General features: G+C 35.9%; 15 protein-coding genes. 10 read left to right on the forward strand and 5 right to left on the reverse strand.

From position 1 onward, the window contains the following. Positions 1 to 19: 19 nt before the first annotated feature. The 4 genes from PHV22_RS08750 to PHV22_RS08765 form a co-directional block, all read right to left on the reverse strand. Positions 20 to 631, reverse strand: coding sequence for a trimeric intracellular cation channel family protein (locus PHV22_RS08750; RefSeq protein ID WP_295023529.1), 612 nt, complete (start codon positions 629 to 631; stop codon positions 20 to 22). A gap of 3 nt (positions 632 to 634) precedes the next feature. Then, positions 635 to 1,159 (reverse strand): gamma carbonic anhydrase family protein, encoded by a 525-nt coding sequence (locus PHV22_RS08755; RefSeq protein WP_295023527.1) that lies wholly within the window; start codon positions 1,157 to 1,159, stop codon positions 635 to 637. Then, positions 1,156 to 3,261 carry an RNA degradosome polyphosphate kinase gene (locus PHV22_RS08760; protein WP_295023525.1) on the reverse strand — a complete coding sequence of 702 codons (2,106 nt, stop codon included), beginning with the start codon at positions 3,259 to 3,261 and terminating at the stop codon, positions 1,156 to 1,158. Before PHV22_RS08760 ends, PHV22_RS08755 begins: the two co-directional genes overlap by 4 nt. 73 nt (positions 3,262 to 3,334) lie before the next feature. Continuing rightward, a complete protein-coding gene (locus PHV22_RS08765) occupies positions 3,335 to 4,573 on the reverse strand; it encodes an apolipoprotein N-acyltransferase (protein WP_295023524.1) in 1,239 nt (412 codons plus the stop codon). A gap of 106 nt (positions 4,574 to 4,679) precedes the next feature. Between PHV22_RS08765 and yajC the strand changes: the two genes are divergently transcribed. The 5 genes from yajC to PHV22_RS08790 all read left to right on the forward strand — a co-directional run bounded on the left by yajC (position 4,680) and on the right by PHV22_RS08790 (position 9,543). After that, positions 4,680 to 4,946 carry a preprotein translocase subunit YajC gene (gene yajC / locus PHV22_RS08770; protein ID WP_295023522.1) on the forward strand — a complete coding sequence of 89 codons (267 nt, stop codon included), beginning with the start codon at positions 4,680 to 4,682 and terminating at the stop codon, positions 4,944 to 4,946. Beyond that, positions 4,936 to 6,513 carry a protein translocase subunit SecD gene (gene secD, locus PHV22_RS08775; RefSeq protein ID WP_295023521.1) on the forward strand — a complete coding sequence of 526 codons (1,578 nt, stop codon included), beginning with the start codon at positions 4,936 to 4,938 and terminating at the stop codon, positions 6,511 to 6,513. Before yajC ends, secD begins: the two co-directional genes overlap by 11 nt. Positions 6,514 to 6,515: 2 nt before the next feature. Continuing rightward, on the forward strand, positions 6,516 to 7,487 hold the full coding sequence (gene secF, locus PHV22_RS08780; RefSeq protein WP_295023519.1) for a protein translocase subunit SecF: 972 nt from the start codon (positions 6,516 to 6,518) through the stop codon (positions 7,485 to 7,487). A gap of 80 nt (positions 7,488 to 7,567) precedes the next feature. Continuing rightward, positions 7,568 to 8,896, forward strand: a complete 1,329-nt coding sequence (locus PHV22_RS08785; protein WP_295023517.1) for a TrkH family potassium uptake protein — start codon at positions 7,568 to 7,570, stop codon at positions 8,894 to 8,896. Further along, entirely contained in the window at positions 8,893 to 9,543 is a 651-nt protein-coding gene (locus PHV22_RS08790; protein ID WP_295023515.1) for a TrkA family potassium uptake protein, read from the forward strand. Before PHV22_RS08785 ends, PHV22_RS08790 begins: the two co-directional genes overlap by 4 nt. A 149-nt stretch (positions 9,544 to 9,692) precedes the next feature. On the opposite strand, the gene PHV22_RS08795 is transcribed toward PHV22_RS08790, so the two are convergent. Then, positions 9,693 to 9,923: a hypothetical protein gene (locus tag PHV22_RS08795; protein WP_295023513.1), complete on the reverse strand. Its 231-nt coding sequence runs from the start codon at positions 9,921 to 9,923 to the stop codon at positions 9,693 to 9,695. 341 nt (positions 9,924 to 10,264) lie between these two features. Between PHV22_RS08795 and leuS the strand changes: the two genes are divergently transcribed. From leuS to PHV22_RS08820, 5 genes are read left to right on the forward strand one after another with little or no spacing between them, the layout of a single operon-like run. Then, positions 10,265 to 12,715 (forward strand): leucine--tRNA ligase, encoded by a 2,451-nt coding sequence (leuS, locus tag PHV22_RS08800; RefSeq protein WP_295023511.1) that lies wholly within the window; start codon positions 10,265 to 10,267, stop codon positions 12,713 to 12,715. Positions 12,716 to 12,717: 2 nt separating this feature from the next. After that, positions 12,718 to 13,248 carry an LPS assembly lipoprotein LptE gene (gene lptE, locus PHV22_RS08805; protein ID WP_295023509.1) on the forward strand — a complete coding sequence of 177 codons (531 nt, stop codon included), beginning with the start codon at positions 12,718 to 12,720 and terminating at the stop codon, positions 13,246 to 13,248. A 4-nt stretch (positions 13,249 to 13,252) separates the two neighbouring features. Then, entirely contained in the window at positions 13,253 to 14,800 is a 1,548-nt protein-coding gene (locus tag PHV22_RS08810; RefSeq protein WP_299947162.1) for a GGDEF domain-containing protein, read from the forward strand. Next, positions 14,800 to 15,966 carry a bifunctional folylpolyglutamate synthase/dihydrofolate synthase gene (locus PHV22_RS08815; RefSeq protein ID WP_299947164.1) on the forward strand — a complete coding sequence of 389 codons (1,167 nt, stop codon included), beginning with the start codon at positions 14,800 to 14,802 and terminating at the stop codon, positions 15,964 to 15,966. Before PHV22_RS08810 ends, PHV22_RS08815 begins: the two co-directional genes overlap by 1 nt. Beyond that, positions 15,953 to 18,931: a DEAD/DEAH box helicase gene (locus tag PHV22_RS08820; protein ID WP_299947167.1), complete on the forward strand. Its 2,979-nt coding sequence runs from the start codon at positions 15,953 to 15,955 to the stop codon at positions 18,929 to 18,931. The genes PHV22_RS08815 and PHV22_RS08820 overlap by 14 nt, the downstream gene beginning before the upstream one ends. Positions 18,932 to 18,967 lie beyond the last annotated feature (36 nt).

Here is an 18,967-nt window from a genome sequence, read left to right on the forward strand (position 1 = left end):
TCTAGATTTATTTTTGACATCAGCTTAATTTAGGCAGATGCCACTCTCTTTTGTATGCGGTCAGTCTAAGAAGTATGCTAAAAATCCCAACTGTCAAAATGCTAAACTCATTTACAAAATCAAAAAAATCTAAAACTCCAAACGCTGTGGCAATTATGATGGCAATAGAGCCGTAAAAATCAGTCGTTAATACTGTTGGAATCTCATTTATCATAACATCTCTCGTTACTCCGCCACCAACTGCAGTTATAAAGCTAATGGTAACAATTCCAAAAAAATTATACTCTGCATGAATAGCCAAAAGAGCACCTGTTATGCTAAAAGCCACTAAACCGATTGTATCACTTAGTACAAAAATCCATTTTCTCTCAATCGACTCTCTTTCGTAGAGTTTGAGTATATAGAAGATTAGCATCGTTAAAAATAGCGTTAGTGCTGGATATAGTGATTTAAAAGCAAAAGGAGTTGTGCTTAGTATGGCATCTCTGATGACTCCGCCCCCAAGCGCAGTTAAGGAAGAGGCTATTAAGATTCCTAAAATATCCAAGTTCTTTCTCATGGCAACAATAAAGCCACTGATAGTAAATGCAATTATTCCAATAATGTCTGCAAAGAAAAAATAGTTAGACATCGTTTATTGGTAGTGAGATTTAAACTCTACATATCTTGATGCAGAAGCATAAAGCTCTTTAACTTCAGCGTCTGTTAGCTCTCTAACTACTTTGGCTGGACTTCCCATTATGAGTGAACGAGGAGGAAAGATTTTATTTTTTGTAACAAGAGCGTCTGCGCCAACAATAGACTCTTTTCCAATAACTGCGCCATCAAGGATTGTGGCACTCATTCCGATTAAGCAAGCGTCTTCGATTGTGCATCCATGAAGCATTACACGATGCCCAACTGTTACATCGTTGCCTATTATTGTTGGGTGACCATCACTTTTGTCATCTTTTTTGTGATGCGTGACATGAACCATGCTTAAATCTTGTATGCTTACTCTATCTCCGATTTTTATGTAGTGAACATCGCCTCTAACAACTGTTCCAAACCATATTGAGCAATCAACGCCGCATGTAACATCGCCTATAACATCAGCAGAAGGCGCAATCCAGCTACCTTCTCCTATCTTTGGTTCCATGTTTTTAAAGTTGTATATCATAATATTTCATCCTCTATAAATAGTTTAGAAGCAAGTTGCAAGATTGTGTTTGGGCTCTCTTTTTTTGTTGCTTTTACGATTTTATTTACAGAATCCTCTAGTAGTTTATGATTATTTACAATTTTATTAGAGCTACTGCTGACCTTTTCATAAGAACCATCACTTTGAAGTTCATGAGCGAGTGAGTTATCGGCACATTGAAGCTTTAGAATCTGTATAATTTTCTCTCTTGCATTTATATCTTTGATGGCGGTTAGTAGTTCTATGCGTCTTGTTAAATTTCTAGGCATCCAATCAGCGCTTGAGATATAGACCTGAGTTTCATCATTTTTAAAATAGAATGCTCTTGCATGCTCTAGGTATTTTCCAAGTATCGAAATAACTCTAATATTTTCGCTAACACCCTCAATCCCTGGTTTTAAACAACAAACACCGCGGACAATCAGATCTATCTTGACGCCAGCCTGACTTGCTTTATAGAGTGCGCGAATAACATCCTCATCAACAAGTGCATTTAGTTTTACAATTATTTTTCCAGAATCTGCATATTTTGTTTCATTGTTAATAAGAGATAGTATTTTTGGTTTGATTTGAGCTGGCGACATATATAGCTCATTTAAGCTACCTTTCTTGCTGAAGCCAGTTAGGAAGTGAAAAAATCTTGTCAAATCATTTGTTATCTCATCTTTTGATGTTAGATAGCTCATGTCAGTATATATTCTTGCTGTTGCAGGGTTGTAATTGCCTGTCCCTATATGTGCATACTGTTTCAGTTTCCCATTTTTTCTTTTTGTTATAAGTGTGGCTTTTGCGTGAACTTTAAACCCTCTGATACCGTAGATTACATGCGCTCCTGCTTTTTCTAATGCTTTTGCCCAAATAAGATTGTTCTCTTCATCAAATCTTGCTTTTAGTTCAACCATAACGGTAACTTGTTTTCCAGATTCACTAGCACTCATGAGTGATTGAACTATTGGTGAATTTGTTCCTGAGCGATAAAGTGTCATTTTGATTGAGACAACATCTGGATCTTTTGCTGCACTTTGGATAAGTTGTACTACAGGATCAAAGCTCTCGTATGGGTGATAGAGTAAGATATCTTCTTTTTCTAAAATCTTAAATATATTTTCACTACTACTAAGCGGAGGTAGAGTTTTTGGCTGAAAAGGCTCTATTAGTAAGTTCTGGAAATTTTTGTTTGATACTATCTGCCATAGGCTTGAGAGATTTAAAAATGTATGAAATCTAAAAATATCATCCTTGTAAATGTTCGCATGACGATTGAAGAAGTTAATAAGCTCTTCGTCTCCATCAGTCTGAACCTCAAGCCTAACCATTGCTCCTTTTCTACGAAGCTTTAAACCCTCTTCAAGAATCTCCATAAAATCATCAGCCTCTTCCTCTTCTATCGCTATATCTGCATTTCTAGTTACTCTAAAAGTTGCATATTTTATGAGCGTATATCCAGGAAAAAGCTCCTCAACATGCTCTGAAATAACGCTCTCTATTGGGATGTAAGTGTTATTATCAAGTTCAACAAATCTTTGAAGAACTCTAGGTACACGGATGATTCCAGATCTCTCAATCATTGGATTGTCGCTATCTTTGAGTTTTACGATTAGTCCAAAACTTAGATTATTTAAGTGTGGAAAAGGGTGCGTCGCGTCTATTGCTATAGGAATTATTACTGGATAAATCTGCTCTTTAAAAAATCTACTAAGATGCTCTTTTTGACTTTTGCTCACTTGATTGTAGTATTTAACGCTTATTCCATGAGGTTCTAGTTTTTTTAAGATATTATCTATACAGCTCTCAACAATATCTTGCTCATCATGGATATATTTTCTAATCTCTCTTAGTTGCTCTAGAGGTGTTAGTTTGTCCGCGCTTGATTCTATGATTCCAGCAGTAAATAGCTTTTTAAGCCCTGCCATACGAATCATATAAAACTCATCTAGGTTTGTCCCATAGATAGCAAGAAATTTTAATCTCTCTAAAAGCGGCAACGATTCATCTTGTGCTTGTTTTAAAACTCTTGTGTTAAATTGAACCCACGCAAGCTCACGATTGTTGTATAGACTTGGATTTCTTAGATTTAGCATTATTAAAAATTCCCATAAATATTTAGTTTATTATTGTATCAAATTAAGATTATATTATACCAAACTAGATTAACTACTTCACTATGCCTGTTCCTCGGTAATTTGCAGAATGGTAGATTGTTACACCATTTTTTCTTGCATGGTATTTCATTAGTAGGTTTTGAAGGGTTGGTTCAATAGAGGGTGCAAACCATGCATTATTGCTTGATGCGATTACAAAATCAACATCGCCATAGTATATCTCTTTAGTTGTTGCTTCATAACAAATTGCGTTTCTGAATTTTACGCCATTTATGAGAAAATCAGTTGGTTTAGTTGCAGTTTTAAAGTCAGATGCTCCAGCGAAAAAGAAATCATTTACAAACTTTTTTGCAAATGAGGGAAGTGGGATATACTCTCCAAAAGGCACTAAAATCATCTTCTTTGCAATCTCATATTTTCCATCTTTAAACATATATGCAACATTGTAGTGGACGCCATTTTCATTAAGCAGAGCGCCTGCGATAATTGTTATCTCATAAGAACGAAGAGATAATTCATCTATTAGAGTTTGATCTTCATTTAAAAAAAGAGGAAAAACTGATTCTGGAAAAACAACTACTTCATAACCATTTTTTGCCGCACTGTCAATCTCGTTAAATATCATAAATATTGTCTGCGTAAGCGTGTCTCTGCTCCATTTCATATCTTGCTTTATGTCGGTTGCCACTAATTTAATTTTTAGTGGAGCATCCTTTTGTGTTGGTTGATTAAAGTTAAATGCCAAAAATATAAGCAGAAGTGGAGTGTACTTGTATGATTTTTTTACATAGTTAGTAAGAGAGAGAGAGAATAAAACAATTATAAGTTGATACTTAAAAAGCCCAATATAGCTATCCACGAAGATAAGTTGAATTTGTAGCCAATTCCACTCCATGGGTTCAAAAAAACTTAAAGCAAATAGTAAAACCGCTCTTATGGCTACGCTGTTTGTGAGTGCTAAAACTCCAAAAAAGAGCATATAGATAATTGCAAAAGCAAGAGTGATGATTGGCGCCATATAGCCAACGCCATTATATTTGAAACTGTATCCAATCCAGTAAAACCATAAAATACCTATGAAAAATCCAGCAACTAAAATCGCTCTTTTTGGAAGATACAAAAGCAGTGCCAAAGAGAGTAGAGCGGAGATAGTGTTTATTAATTTTATGCTTGTTGCATAATGCTCAAAGTAGATGAATGAGCTAAAAAGAAGAGCCGTTAAAATCCCGAAAGTTAAATCAAAGAGTAGATGATTTTGAGAATTTCTTATGTCTTGAAGTTTTTGAATCATAATTTTGTTGCCCTATTTTTTGGTTTGAGATTATATCACTCTTCAATCTGCTATTAATATATTTTTTGTATAATTGCCGCAATTTATTCAAAGGAAACCGCCTCGCATGGAAATTTTAAAATCACTACTACCGTTTGTTATACTAATCATAATTATGTACTTTTTGGTTTTTCGCCCACAGCAGCAAGAGACAAAAAAAAGAAAAGAGATGATTGACTCGCTTAAAAAAGGTGATAAAATTATAACTGCTGGCGGTCTTATCGTGGATGTTTACAAGGTGGAAGAGAAATATCTGAGTGTAAAAATAAATGAAGATACTATAGTAAAATTAACCAAAGAGGCGGTTGCTAGAAAGTACGAAAATGAAATTTAGTTATCGTATTGTTATTTTCGTTGTAGCCATATTATTTGGTATCTTCTATTCGGCACCAACGCTGCTGCAGCTAGATAGTGGCAAAAAAATAACTCTAGGACTTGATCTTCAGGGTGGTTTGCATATGCTTCTCGGTGTAAAAACAGAAGAAGCTGTAAAGTCTCGTATAAAGTCAATCGCTTCAAGTATTAAACACTACAGTGAAAAAAAAGATATCTTAATAGATGAGTTCTCTTTTGATGAGAGTAGTGTCTCTTTTACTCTGTTAGACCAAGAGACAGCTAAAGATGTTAAAGCATATATTTCGGCAATAACGGGAACAGTAGTAGCTGTTGATGGCGGAAAGGTCTCTGTTACGCTAAGCAAAGAAGAGGTGCTAAGGACAGAGCAACAAGCAATCTCCCAAGCAATAGAGACCATAAGAAACAGACTTGATCAGTTTGGTTTGTCTGAGCCGATTGTTGCAAAACAGGGTGAGGATAAAATCCTTGTAGAGCTAGCTGGAATAAAAACTCAAGAAGATGAGCAAAGAGCAAGAGAGCTAATCTCTCGTGCGGCAAAATTAGAGCTTATGGCGGTTGATGAAGATAGAGCTGCTCGTGTTTTTAGCATGAGCGACGCAGATGCTGCTTCGTACGCGGATGTGATACTAGAAGATGCTCAAAATCCAAAGATTAAACATCTAGTTCATGATATCCCAATCTTAGATGGCACGATGTTAACAGATGCTCATGTTGGTTTTGATCAAAATAATCGCCCTCTGATAAATTTTTCCTTAAACGCAGAGGGTGCTGAGATATTTGGCGACTTTACTGGCAAGAGCGTAGGAAAACATTTAGCGGTAGTTTTGGATGGGAAAGTTTACTCTGCTCCCGTAATAAATGAGAGAATTGGTGGCGGAAGCGGTCAGATTTCTGGTAACTACACAATTGAGGAAGCAAAAGATCTATCAATTGCCCTTCGTTCAGGATCACTTTTAGCACCGATTTATCTACTTGAAAAACGCTCAGTTGGCCCTAGTTTAGGAGCAGATAGTATTCATGCATCACTTCTTGCTTTAGCTAGTGGATTTGGGCTTGTTATTCTTTTTATGATGTTTTATTATGGACTTGCTGGAGTAATTGCTAATTTCGCAGTTATAGTCAATCTTTTTATTATCTTAGGAATGATGTCTCTGTTGGGTGCAACTTTGACTTTGCCGGGAATGGCAGGTATTGTTTTACATATAGGATTGGCAGTAGATGCAAATATCATTATCAATGAGCGGATTCGTGAAGGATTACGCGCTAAGATTCCTGCTGGACGAGCGATTACGGAAGGGTATCAAAAGGCAATGCGTGCAATTTTAGATTCAAACATAACACAAATTTTGGCGTGTACTATTCTTTATGTTTATGGAACTGGCGCTATTCAAGGATTTGCTGTTGCACTTAGTTTAGGAATTATAGCATCAATGATAACAGCAATTATTGGTACACACGGTGTGTATGATTTATTCACAAGTCGTATAGAAAAAAATAAAAACTACACATTGTGGTTTGGTATGTCACGAAGAAAAGGAGCATAATTATGGAACTTTTTAAAGAAGATAAAGTTTATAATTTTCTAGGAAAGGGAAAGATTTTTTTTGTTGCATCTTTTGTTCTTTTTTTTGCTGCAATTGCCATTATTGCAATAAAAGGTTTTTCATTTGGTATTGATTTTACTGGCGGAACGGTTGTTCAGGTAAAATATACTCAAAATGCTCCTATTGAAAAAGTGCGTGAAAGCCTTAAAAAGAGTAAACTTTTTGAACATGCAAGTGTAAGTGAATTTGGTTCGCCACAAGAGATTGTTATAAAAACGGCATCATCAACAGTAGGTGTAACTAATGATATAGGTGATACCACCAAGGAAATTTTAAAAGATACTGGTGAGTTTGAGATTCGCCGTGTTGATATGGTTGGTCCAAAAATAGGTGATGAGTTGCGTGTTAAAGGATTGACCGCATTTTTATTAACACTGCTTGCTATTATGGCGACAGTAACATTCCGTTATGAATGGCGTTTTGCCATAGCGGCTATTATTGCAATCGTTCATGATATTATTATTACTTTTGGGTTTGTTTCATACTTTGAAGTTGATTTTAATATAGAGAGTGTTGCAGCACTGCTTATGATTTTAAGCTATTCAATTCATGATACTATTATCGTTTATGACAGGGTGCGTGAATATATTGAAGAGTCTAAAGAGAGTGATTTTGTTACAATTATTAACGAAGCAGTTTCGCGTACACAATCGCGAACAACACTCACTTCATTGACGGTATTTTTCGTTGTGCTAACACTTTTCATTTTTGGTGGAGATATTATGTATGGCTTTAGTTTCCCAATGCTTATCGGGGTAATTATTGGAACATATAGTTCGATTTTTGTGGCTGCACAACTTGTTGTATGGACTGGATTTAGTGTATCTTCTTATCGTCAAAAAATGGCCGATAAAATGAAAAATATAGCTGAAAAGCAAAGAATGCGCGATCAGTTTGAGTCAGGAGTAATATAGTCTTGAGGCTATTTTCTCTTTTTGTCATATCTGTTTTTAAGTAAATATGATGATTTTAAATTGCCAAAAAAGGCTAATTTGTGCATTCTCGTGAAATAAAAATTATTATTTTAAGCTTTGTTGTTCTCATAGCTATTGGAGCAATACTGCTATCTATGCCGTTCGCACACAATGGACATCTCTCTTTTGTTGATGCAATCTTTACTTCAACATCCGCGGTTTGTGTAACGGGACTTATTGTAAAAGATACACCCGTTGATTTTACATCTTTTGGGCATATGGTTATTTTGGTATTGATTCAAATTGGTGGACTTGGATACATGTCTGCTGTTACATTTTTTGCAGTAATTAGACGAAAAAAAGTTGACCATAGAGACCGTTTAATACTAAAAGAGTCGCTAAACTATCCAGCCATGGATGGTTTAGTTAGATTTTTAAAAATTGTTTTCTATTTTGTTTTCTTTATAGAATTTGCAGGTGCTATAATTCTTGCATTGCGCTTTCTTGCTGATATGCCACTAGGAAAAGCTCTCTGGTTTGGTTTTTTTCACTCTATATCAGCTTTTAATAATGCCGGTTTCTCACTTTTTAGTAATAATCTAATGAACTATCGTGGCGATACCATTATCAATCTGGTGATTCCATTTTTGATTATTCTCGGCGGTATTGGTTACATTGTTCTTCAAGAGCTTTTTCATTACTACAAAAAAGAAGTTGTTCGTCTCTCAACGCACACAAAAATTGTTCTTTATACTACACTTTTTTTGATTTTAATTGGGATGGCTATAGTGCTATCTTTGGAGTGGAGTAACCCTGCATCTTTTGGTTCAATGAGTCTAAAAGATAAGATGCTCTCAGCTTGGTTTACATCCGTTAACTACAGGACAGCTGGTTTTAATACGATAGATTTTTCAACACTGCGAGACCCAAATCTGTTTTTTGCAACATTTTTTATGATGATTGGAGGAAGTCCTGGTGGTACGGCTGGCGGTATTAAAACAACGGCGTTTGCTCTGTCTGCGCTTGGAGTCTGGTTTACACTTCGTGGAGATAAAAATGCAAGAATTTTTCATCGCTCAATTTCTGCATTTCAGATTAATAAATCATACGCGATTGTTTTTGTAGCTTCTTTTTATGTTGTCGCTTCCTCTGTGTTTCTTTCAGAGATTGAGAGTGCTCCATTTTTAAAGATACTGTTTGAGGCATGTTCTGCTTTTGGTACAGTTGGTATTTCAACTGGGGATGGCGGGGTTTTAAGTCTTAGTGCTCTTTTTAGTGATTTTGGAAAATTTAACATAATTTTCTTAATGCTAATGGGAAGAATAGGTGTTTTTGCTTTTACAATAGCAATTGTTGGAAAAGCTGTTGAGAGTAGAATAAAATATGCAGAAGGAAAAGTAATACTATGAGTAATTATGCAATTGTAGGGTTAGGAAAATTTGGATTTAATGTTGCGAAAGGGTTGGCGCAGCAGGGGTTAAATGTTATTGCTGTTGATCATGATGAAGAAAAAGTTCGCGATATAAATGAGTATGTTCAAGAAGCAATAATGCTTGATTCAACTGATATTCGCGCACTGCGTGAAGCCGGAATAGATCAGGTTGATGTGGCTGTTGTTAGTATAGGTGAGAATATTGAATCAAGTATTTTAACTGTTATGGCACTAAAAGAGCTTAAAATAGAAACTGTTGTAGCAAAGGCAATCACTCCAGTGCATGGTCAAATTTTAGCAAAACTAGGGGCCGCAAAGATTATCTACCCTGAGATGGAATCTGCAAAAAAACTTGTTAAAAAAATGGTAAAAAATATGCACTACGAGACAATAGATCTATCTATTACTATGAAGTTGGCAAAAATGAATGTTCCATCTTTTTGGATTGGAATCTCAATTTTATCTCCTGTTTTTGAAACCGAGTTTAATGTAAAACCTATCGCCTATAAGCATCAGGGAGTTTGGCATACATCATTTGAGAATAATGATATTTTAGAAAAAGGTGATATTTTAGTTGTTTTAGGTGACAGCAACCATATAGAGGCGCTTAGTAAAAAAGTATAGAGTGTCTATAACTAAAGTAGATTTACTATAAAATATTTTCTAGTTTATCTATATAGTACTGTTTTTGTGAAATATAATAATCTGCTGTGAAATTAAAATGATTATGTGAAGAAATTCTCTTTACACCAAAAAGGTGTAAAGAAGAGAAATTATTTAGCTGGAGTTGCAGCAGCTTCTGGAGCTGGAGTTGCAGCAGCATCTGGAGCTGGAGTTGCAGCAGCATCAACTGGAGCAGCTTCTGGAGCTGGAGCTGGAGTAGCTTCTGCAGCTGGAGCTGGAGTTTCAACAGGAGCTTCAACAGGAGCCTCTTTTTTCTCACAACCTGTGAATGATGCAACTAAACCTAATGCTAAAAGAGCCGTGAATAAAACTTTTTTCATTTTATTTCCTTTTTTTTGTTATTTCTCTCTCTTTATGGTTATTAAATTAATAACATAAAGTAAAGTCTGCGGAATTATAACTCGCAAACCTTAAAAATATATTTAAAAAATAGTAATTTATTCATAATTTTATACAGGTTATTTTTTTTATTTAAACTCTATTTTATAATGGTGAAATATTCTTTTTTTGGAGTATTTATAGATAAGTCGTAGACACCGTATTTCAGTCACTGCTTAAGATATTTTTTGTATAATCTTGGTAGTTATATTAAACATTTATAAGAAGTTTTTTATTGGTAATAATTTATAAAAAGTAGTAGATTAAGTTTTAGGAGAAAAGTTTGGAATATAGTTCAAAAACAGTAGAGAGAGAGTGGCAAGATTATTGGCTAAAAAATAGGAGTTTTGAGCCAAGTGAAGATTTTACAAAAGAGAAAAAATACATATTGAGTATGTTCCCATTTCCAAGTGGACGACTTCATATGGGACATGTTAGAAACTATACGCTAAGTGACTCTTTTGCTAGATATTATAGGCAGCAAGGATTTAATGTTCTTCACCCAATAGGATTTGATAGTTTTGGAATGCCCGCTGAGAACGCAGCTATAAAAAATGGCTCACACCCAAAAAAATGGACTTATGACAATATAGACTACATGAAGAGTGAGTTTAAATCGCTTGGATTTTCATTTTCAAAAGAACGAGAACTTGCAACAAGTGATGAGCTTTATACTAAGTTTGAGCAGGGTTTTATTATAGATATGTTTGAAAAAGGGCTTCTGTATCGTAAAAAAGGGTTTTTAAATTGGTGCCCTAGCTGTCATACAGTTTTGGCAAATGAACAGGTTATTGATGGCGGATGCTGGAGATGCGATACTCAGATAACTAAAAAAGATATGAATCAGTACTATTTTAAGATTACGCAATATGGCGATGAGTTACTGAGTGATTTGTCAAAACTTGAGGGTGGTTGGCCAAAACAAGTGCTTACTATGCAAGAGAACTGGATAGGTAAATCAAACGGCTTATCATTTGATCTCTTTTTTGATGAAGCTTCAAAAGCAAAATTGGACGGAAAATTTGATGGTTTTGATGTTTTTACAACAAGACCAGATACTATATATGGTGTTAGTTACGCCGCTCTTGCCCCTGAGCATCCGATTATCTCTCATTTGATGGAAAACGCTGGTTTGGATGCTGATGCAATTTCTGAGATAAAAGAGATGAGAAGTTCTTCGTCAATAGATAGACAAAAAGAGAAATCAGGTTTGGCGCTTGGACTTGAAGTCTTGCATCCGCTAACCGGTAAAAAAATCCCTATTTGGTGTGCAAATTTTGTTTTGATGGATTATGGAAGTGGCGCTGTTATGGCGGTTCCTGCTCACGATGATAGGGATTTTGAGTTTGCTAAGAAGTACGATTTAGAGATTTGCCCAGTTATCAAACCTTTTAATGGCAAACTTAATAGTGAGATCGCATTTACTGAAGTTGGGGAGCTTTTTGACTCAGCAGAGTTTAGTGGAATGAACTCAAAAGAGGCTCAAGCTAAAATTATAGAGCATTTTGAAGCAGAAAAAATTGGTAAAAAAACAACTAACTATAAACTAAAAGATTGGGGAGTCTCTCGCCAGAGATATTGGGGTGCGCCGATTCCATTTGTTCACTGTCATGATTGTGGTTTGGTTATGGAGAAAAAAGAGAATCTTCCAATTGCTCTGCCTGAAGATATCGTAATTACTGGCGAGGGAAATCCGCTTGAAAAACATCCATCATGGAAGCACTGCAAATGCCCACAGTGTGGCGAGGATGCTACTCGTGAGACAGATACTATGGATACATTTGTTGAGTCTTCATGGTACTTTTTGCGCTTTTGTGCATCTCCAAAGAATTGGGAAAAAGAGGCTTTTTCTAAAGAGCAGATTGAGTACTGGATGGGTGTTGACCATTACATCGGCGGTATAGAGCATGCGATACTTCATCTTCTTTATGCAAGATTTTTTACAAAAGTATTTCGAGATTTGGGGTACTTAGAATTTGATGAGCCGTTTGATAAGCTTTTGACCCAAGGAATGGTGCTAAAAGATGGCGCTAAAATGAGCAAATCAAAAGGCAATACTGTTGATCCTGATGCAATTATTGAGAAATATGGTGCAGACACAGCAAGGCTTTTTATACTTTTTGCTGCACCTCCAACACAAGAACTTGAGTGGAATGATAGTGCGGTTGAGGGAGCATTTAAATTTATAAAAAGATTTTATGATAGAAGTTCAAATGTTTATAAGTGTAATACGATTCCACAGATAGAGCACTCATCTCTATCTAAAGAGGAAAAATTTGCTAGAAAAAAAGTGTATGAAGCTCTGGTTCGCGCAAATGATGTTTACAGAGAAAAGTATACATTTAACACGATGATAGCTGGTGTTATGGAAGCTATGAATGCACTAAACACTCAAAACAACTCTGATGTCTGGAGCGAGGGGTATTGGATACTATCTTCAATTATGGAACCTGTGATCCCGCATGTCTGTTGGGATATTAGCAGTAGATTTTTCTCTTTGAAAAACCTAACAAAACAAGAGATTAGGGATGAAGTGTTTATGCAAGACTCTATAATACTTGGAGTCTCCGTTAATGGCAAAGTAAGGGCAGAGATAGAAGTCGCTCTAGATACGGCGCAAGGTGAGATAGTTAGTCTTGCAAAAGAGAGTGTCGCAAAGTGGCTAGATGGCCAAACTATAGTAAAAGAGATAGTTGTTCCAAATAGGTTGGTTAATCTAGTGGTAAAAGGTTAATTTTGAAAATATTTTACATAAAAAAAATTCTAGTTCTATTTTTTTTAATGATTTTTATAGATGGTTGTGGCTATGAGCCAAGTGCCAAGTTCGCTCGCGGGGTTTTAGGTGAAAAAGTAAGTACTAGTGTTATTATCTCTGCACAAGATCCAGAAAATACAGTTATCATAAAAGATGCGATTGATAGTGCGATGATAGAAGTTTTTCAAACATCTTTAGTCGATAGAGCTGAGTCAACAACTCATCTTGTTGTTAGTGTTGGCAGTGTTAGTTATGTGCCAATTGTATATGATAAAAATGGTTATGTTATAGGCTATAGAATGAATCTTATATTAAAGATTAAAAGTCTTAAAAATGGTGAGAGTAAAGAGTATAGCTTAAGAGGATTTTATGATTTTACAATAGCACAAAATGCGCTAATAACTGATCAAGAGAGATTTGATGCTATAAAATTTTCTGCACAAAGAGCAATCAAATCTTTTATAGCAAAAGTTTCTGCAGATGGAGCAAGAGCCAAAAAGAACGAGGAGTGATACAGTGACCGTTAAAGCTATTATAAACAATGCAATTAAAAGACTCGAAAATGAGGGTAAGTTGCTTACTCCTGATGCTTATATGGACGCATTTTGTAAAGAGTCGACTAAGGCTGGAGTTCGCGTTGAAGATTGTATGCTTGTTGAAAATCTTAAAAATACACTCAATAGAGAGTTTCAAAAAGAGCTAGAAAAATATAGTATAAGAACCATCTCTGAGCTCGCTCGCTTTTTAATCTCTAAGCTTAACCGTACAAATCCAACTCACTGTTCAACGCTTTTAGAGTCACAAACTGTTTTTACAAAAAGAGTACTTCAGGTTGTTGAGATTCTTCACAATAAAGAAGCGGAGCAGTTGGCTAGAAAGAGTATTGATCTTCTTAGTAGAGAGGCTTCCGCGACTGAGATAGATCAATATAGACAGCTTTGGGTTAACTTCATAACTACATACGATGACTCATTTTTACAGAAACTAAAAACTTTAGGTGATATAGATAGCAAGGATCTTAAAAATAGCGTATTAAATCTAAAATTACTCAGTAGTGTAAATAAGGATATGAATTCGCTTGAGCTATCTTTAATCTCATCTCTTTTAGTTTCATCCTTGGTGCCCTCAATTGCCTCTAGTGTAAATGACAAGATAGCAAATCTAAGCCAAAGGATTCAGGATAATCCAAGAATTTTAGAGAGTAAAGATATTGAGTCTGAGATAAAATCAGCAATCTCGCTTAGAATTGCGCTTGACAAACAGAGCGTTAATGAGATGCTGGAGTCTCTTGATGGCGTACTAGATAAGCTCTCTATTAGGCTTATTGAGATGATAGAGAGTTCAGACAGCTCAACTGTAGAGATACAAAAAATTAAAAACGAACTAGAGCTTTACAATTTACAAGACAATTCTAATTTTAATACCGCGCATAAAAAATTATATACTATTGCCTTGGCGCTGGAAGAAAATACTCAAAATCTGAGTAAAGACTTAAGAAATCATAGTCTAGAAGTAAAAGTTTTAAATAAAAAAATAGAGACACTTGAAAACGAACTTCTTAACGCTAAAGAGGAGTCAAGAGAAGATTTTTTAACAAAACTTTATAATAAAAGAGCCTTGGATGAATTCATAAATATTAAAGAGGCCGAGTATGGGCGACATGGGCATGATTTTTCTATAATTATGTTTGATTTGGATCACTTTAAAGTCATAAATGACACCTATGGACATGATGCTGGGGATGCTGTTTTAACTGCTTTTGCAAAGATGCTTAAAAATCTAACAAGAAGTGTTGATATTGTAGGAAGATTTGGCGGAGAGGAATTTATTGCGATTCTTAGCAAGACAGATGCTAAAGGCGCAGCTAATTTTGCTGAAAAAGTTAGAGAACATGTGCAAAAAGCTCACTTCATGTATAAGGGAGAGCGAATAGCAGTTACTGTTAGTTGTGGAGTCTCTGAGAGAGCAAGACATACATCCTTGCAGGCTCTTTTAAAGTCAGCCGATGAGTATCTCTATACAGCCAAAAGAAATGGTCGTAATCAAGTGGCATATAAAAAATAATGCTCCAAACTTTTTTAAGCAACAAACCGCTCTTTTACGCAGAGATTGATTATGAGCGATTTCCAAGGGTATATAAGAAGATAGAGTCTAATTTTAAAAGTCTTAAAAATATCCATATAGTTGGCACAAATGGCAAGGGAACGACTGGAAGATTTCTGGCATCAGCGCTACATCATATAGGTTTTAGTGTCGGACACTATACCTCTCCGCACATTTTAAAGTTTAGCGAAAGAGTATGGCTAAATGGCGCTAGCGTGGAAGATGATGTGCTGAGCAACGCTCATAAAAAACTGCAATCTCTACTCTCAAATGAAGATTCCGACTCGCTTAGTTATTTTGAGTACACAACACTTTTAGCGATGCTTATCTTCAATGAGTGTGATTTTGTAGTCCTAGAAGCTGGTCTTGGAGGAGAGAGGGATGCAACTGCAGTGTTTGACAAATGTCTAACGCTAGTCACGCCAATCTCTTTTGATCATGAAGCTTTTTTGGGTTCATCCATAGAGGAGATTGCAACTACAAAATTAAACGCCATCCAAAATAGCGCAATAATCGGATACCAAAATCACAAAGAGGTTTATGAAATCGCACAAAATATGGGTGTTGCTAAATCTTTGAATATTTATAGCGTTGATGAACTTCTGAATGATGATGATTTTAAAAAAATTGAAACTATAACTAAAGAGCTCTCTTTAGCTAAATATCTCTCACAAAATCTCTCTTTGGCTATCTCAGTACTTAATTTTTTAGGAATAAAATATGAGACAGATGATTTCAAAAACCCACCTCTTTTTGGAAGAGTTACAAAACTAACTGAAAATATTATCATTGATGTAGGGCACAATGCACTTGCCGCATCTGCTATTGTAGAGGCACTTGATGGCGAAAAACGGATAGTTGTTTATAATAGCTATAGTGATAAAAATTACACAGAGATACTAAAAATATTAAAACCCATAATCTCACGAGTGGAGATTATAGAGGTTGATGATAGCAGAATTGCAGAAGTCAAACTCATACAAAATGCACTGGATGATTTAGAGATAAAACATGGGGTATTTATGGAAATAAACAAAGAGCAAAAATATCTAGTTTTTGGCTCTTTTAGCGTCGTAGAGACTTTTTTAAAAAAGTATTTCAATAAGGAAAACAGTGTCGCAGAATAGACTATTTGAGTATTACAAAAATGACAAAAAACAAAATTTAGAAGTTCTGATTTGTGAAGATATACGAGAAGCTAAAGAGCTAGAGAGTGTTGCTAAGTTTTTTGGTAAAGAAGTTCTGGTTTTTCCAGATCTTAGAGCATCTTATGGGGATGATTTGAGGGTTTTTAAAGAGGAGCTTCACAAACTTTTCTTACTTCTTAGAGAGTACTACTCAAGCAAGAAAAAGCCTCTGATAATTTCTCCTCTTAAAACAGTTCTTTTTCCGCTGCCGAATGAAAAACTTTTGCAATACAGCACTTTAGAGTTTGGCGAAAATATCAAGTTGAATGAATTTAAAGAGAGAATGTTTTTTTGGGGATACAGTTTTGTGGATATGGTACAGGTTGAGGGCGAAATCTCTTTTCGTGGTGATATAATCGACATCTTCTCTCCATCAAATCCAATGCCCATAAGAATCTCTCTTTTTGATAACGAGATAGAGCAGATAAAATATTTTGAGCTTGAAAGTCAAAGAACACAAAAAGAGGAGCTGGAGAGCATTCGCATAACCCCTGCTTTTTACTCCCTAAATGAGCAGGAGTTCAACACTCTGAATGAGAAAATCATAAAAAGTGAGTTTGATTCACTGGTTAAAGATGTGGCATCTCTGGGCTTTTGGCATCTGGATGAAAACGCTTCAAATTTTCTAGAGAACAAAAGTGTAAAGTTGGTAAGAAATTTAGATGCGCTTTTAATTGACGCTTATGCACTAAATCATCCGACAATATCTCGTGAGTGTTTTAATGTGGATATTTTGCCAGAATCTGATGATTTTAAAGAGCTTATTGTCTCAGATGTTGCGACTTTAGTAAATCTTCATCAAGATAAAAAAATAACCATTATAGCTTCAAACGAGGGAGCTTTGAGGCAAGTTGGACTTTTTGAGCATAAAAAAATTAAAGTGGTTTATGCACCGTACATTCTAAATATTATCTCAAAAGATGAGCTTGTTGTCTCTTTGAATAAGCCAGAAAAATTTAGACGACGCAGAAAAAGCTCCATCTTGCTTGATGATTTGAGAAGCGGCGATTATGTTGTTCATGAGGATTATGGCGTTGGTATATTTGAGGGTATTGAAAAGACTGAAATTCTTGGCGGCGTAAAAGATTTTATAGTCATAAGATATGTCGGCGACGATAAGATACTTCTTCCTGTTGAAAATCTAGATTGCATAGACCGCTACATCGCATCCGGAGGCTCTACTCCTGCTCTGGATAGACTCGGCAAGGGAAGTTTTGGTAAGCTAAAAGAGAGTGTAAAAAAACGCCTTATGGAAATTGCTTCTCAGATTGTAAACACTGCCGCTGCAAGAGAGTTGATAGAGGCTCCAAAGATAACAATCTCAGAAGCAGATTTAAAAGAGTTTCAGGCAATGTCCGGATTTGAATATACGGACGACCAAAAGTTATCGGTTGATGAGATAATTTCGCAAATGAGCTCAGGACACATCATGGATAGACTTCTTAGCGGAGATGTGGGCTTTGGCAAAACCGAAGTTGCTATGAACACCATCTACGCTGCTTTTAAGTCAGGATTTCAGTCGGCTTTAATCGTTCCGACAACGCTTCTCTCTGCCCAACACTTTCGCTCACTTGATGAGAGATTTAAAAACTTAGGCATCAGATACGCAAAACTAGATAGATTTGTGAGTGAGAAAGATAGAAAAAAAATTATTTCAGCACTTGCGTCTGGAGAGCTAGATGCCGTTGTTGGAACGCATGCTCTTTTTGGACTTGACTTTAAAAATCTTGGCGTTGTTATAGTTGATGAGGAGCATAAATTTGGGGTTAAACAAAAGGAGCAGATAAAAGAGCTTTACCACAATGTTCATCTTCTTTCAATGAGCGCAACGCCGATTCCTCGCTCACTAAATCAGGCTCTAAGTTCGATTAAAACTATGTCACAGCTTTTAACTCCGCCAAGTTTAAGACAACCGGTTAGAACATTTGTAAAAGAGTATGAAGAGAAGCTCATAAAAGAGGTAATTCTGCGAGAGATTCGCCGTGGCGGACAAGTTTTTTATGTTCACAACTCGATTGACCACATGCCGATAAAACTTGGTGAACTAAAAGCACTTCTGCCAAACCTAAGGGCAGTTATGCTTCATTCCAAAATCTCGGCAAACGATACAGAAAAAGAGCTTCTAAAATTTGAAGCCGGCGAATATGATGTGATGATTGCGACTTCCATCATTGAGAGCGGTATTCATATGCCTAGAGTAAATACCATCATAGTCGATGGTGCAGATAGGTTTGGTATAGCGGATTTGCATCAGCTTCGCGGAAGAGTAGGGCGTGGAAGTGTTGAGGGCTTTGCATATTTTGTGGTTGCAGATAAAGAGAAGTTGACAGATGAGGCAAAAAAAAGACTTCTAGCATTAGAGTCAAACTCATTCTTGGGAAGCGGTTCGGTTTTGGCTTATCATGACTTAGAGATTAGAGGTGGTGGTAACCTTGTTGGGGATGCACAAAGCGGACATATCAAAAACATAGGCTATTCGCTCTATCTTAGAATGTTAGAGGATGCCATAAAGCTTTTAAGCAATAGTGTGGATAAAGAGAAGGCAAAAATAGATATAAAACTCACCATCTCAGCTTATATCTCTGATGAGATTGTGCAAGAGGATAGGCTTCGTTTGGATATATACAGAAGGCTCTCGGCATGTGAAAACAGCGTTGAGGTTTATGAGATACAAGAGGAACTAATAGATAGATTTGGAAAAATCGACACTCCAACAGAGCAGTTCTTCGAGCTAATGGTCATAAAACTTCTAAGTTTGGAAAAAAATATAAAGAGCGTCTCAAACTATGGGCAAAATATAACATTTACATTTATGGATGAGAAAAAAGAGAGCATAAAATCAGCCTCAAAAGATGATGATGACATCATAAAAGCGGTGCTTTTATACTTAAGAGCGAAGAAGTAGCTTTTTTGGTTGTAGCTCCATCTTTATAGAGATAGC

Source organism: Sulfurimonas sp., assembly GCF_028713515.1.
Lineage (GTDB): Bacteria > Campylobacterota > Campylobacteria > Campylobacterales > Sulfurimonadaceae > Sulfurimonas.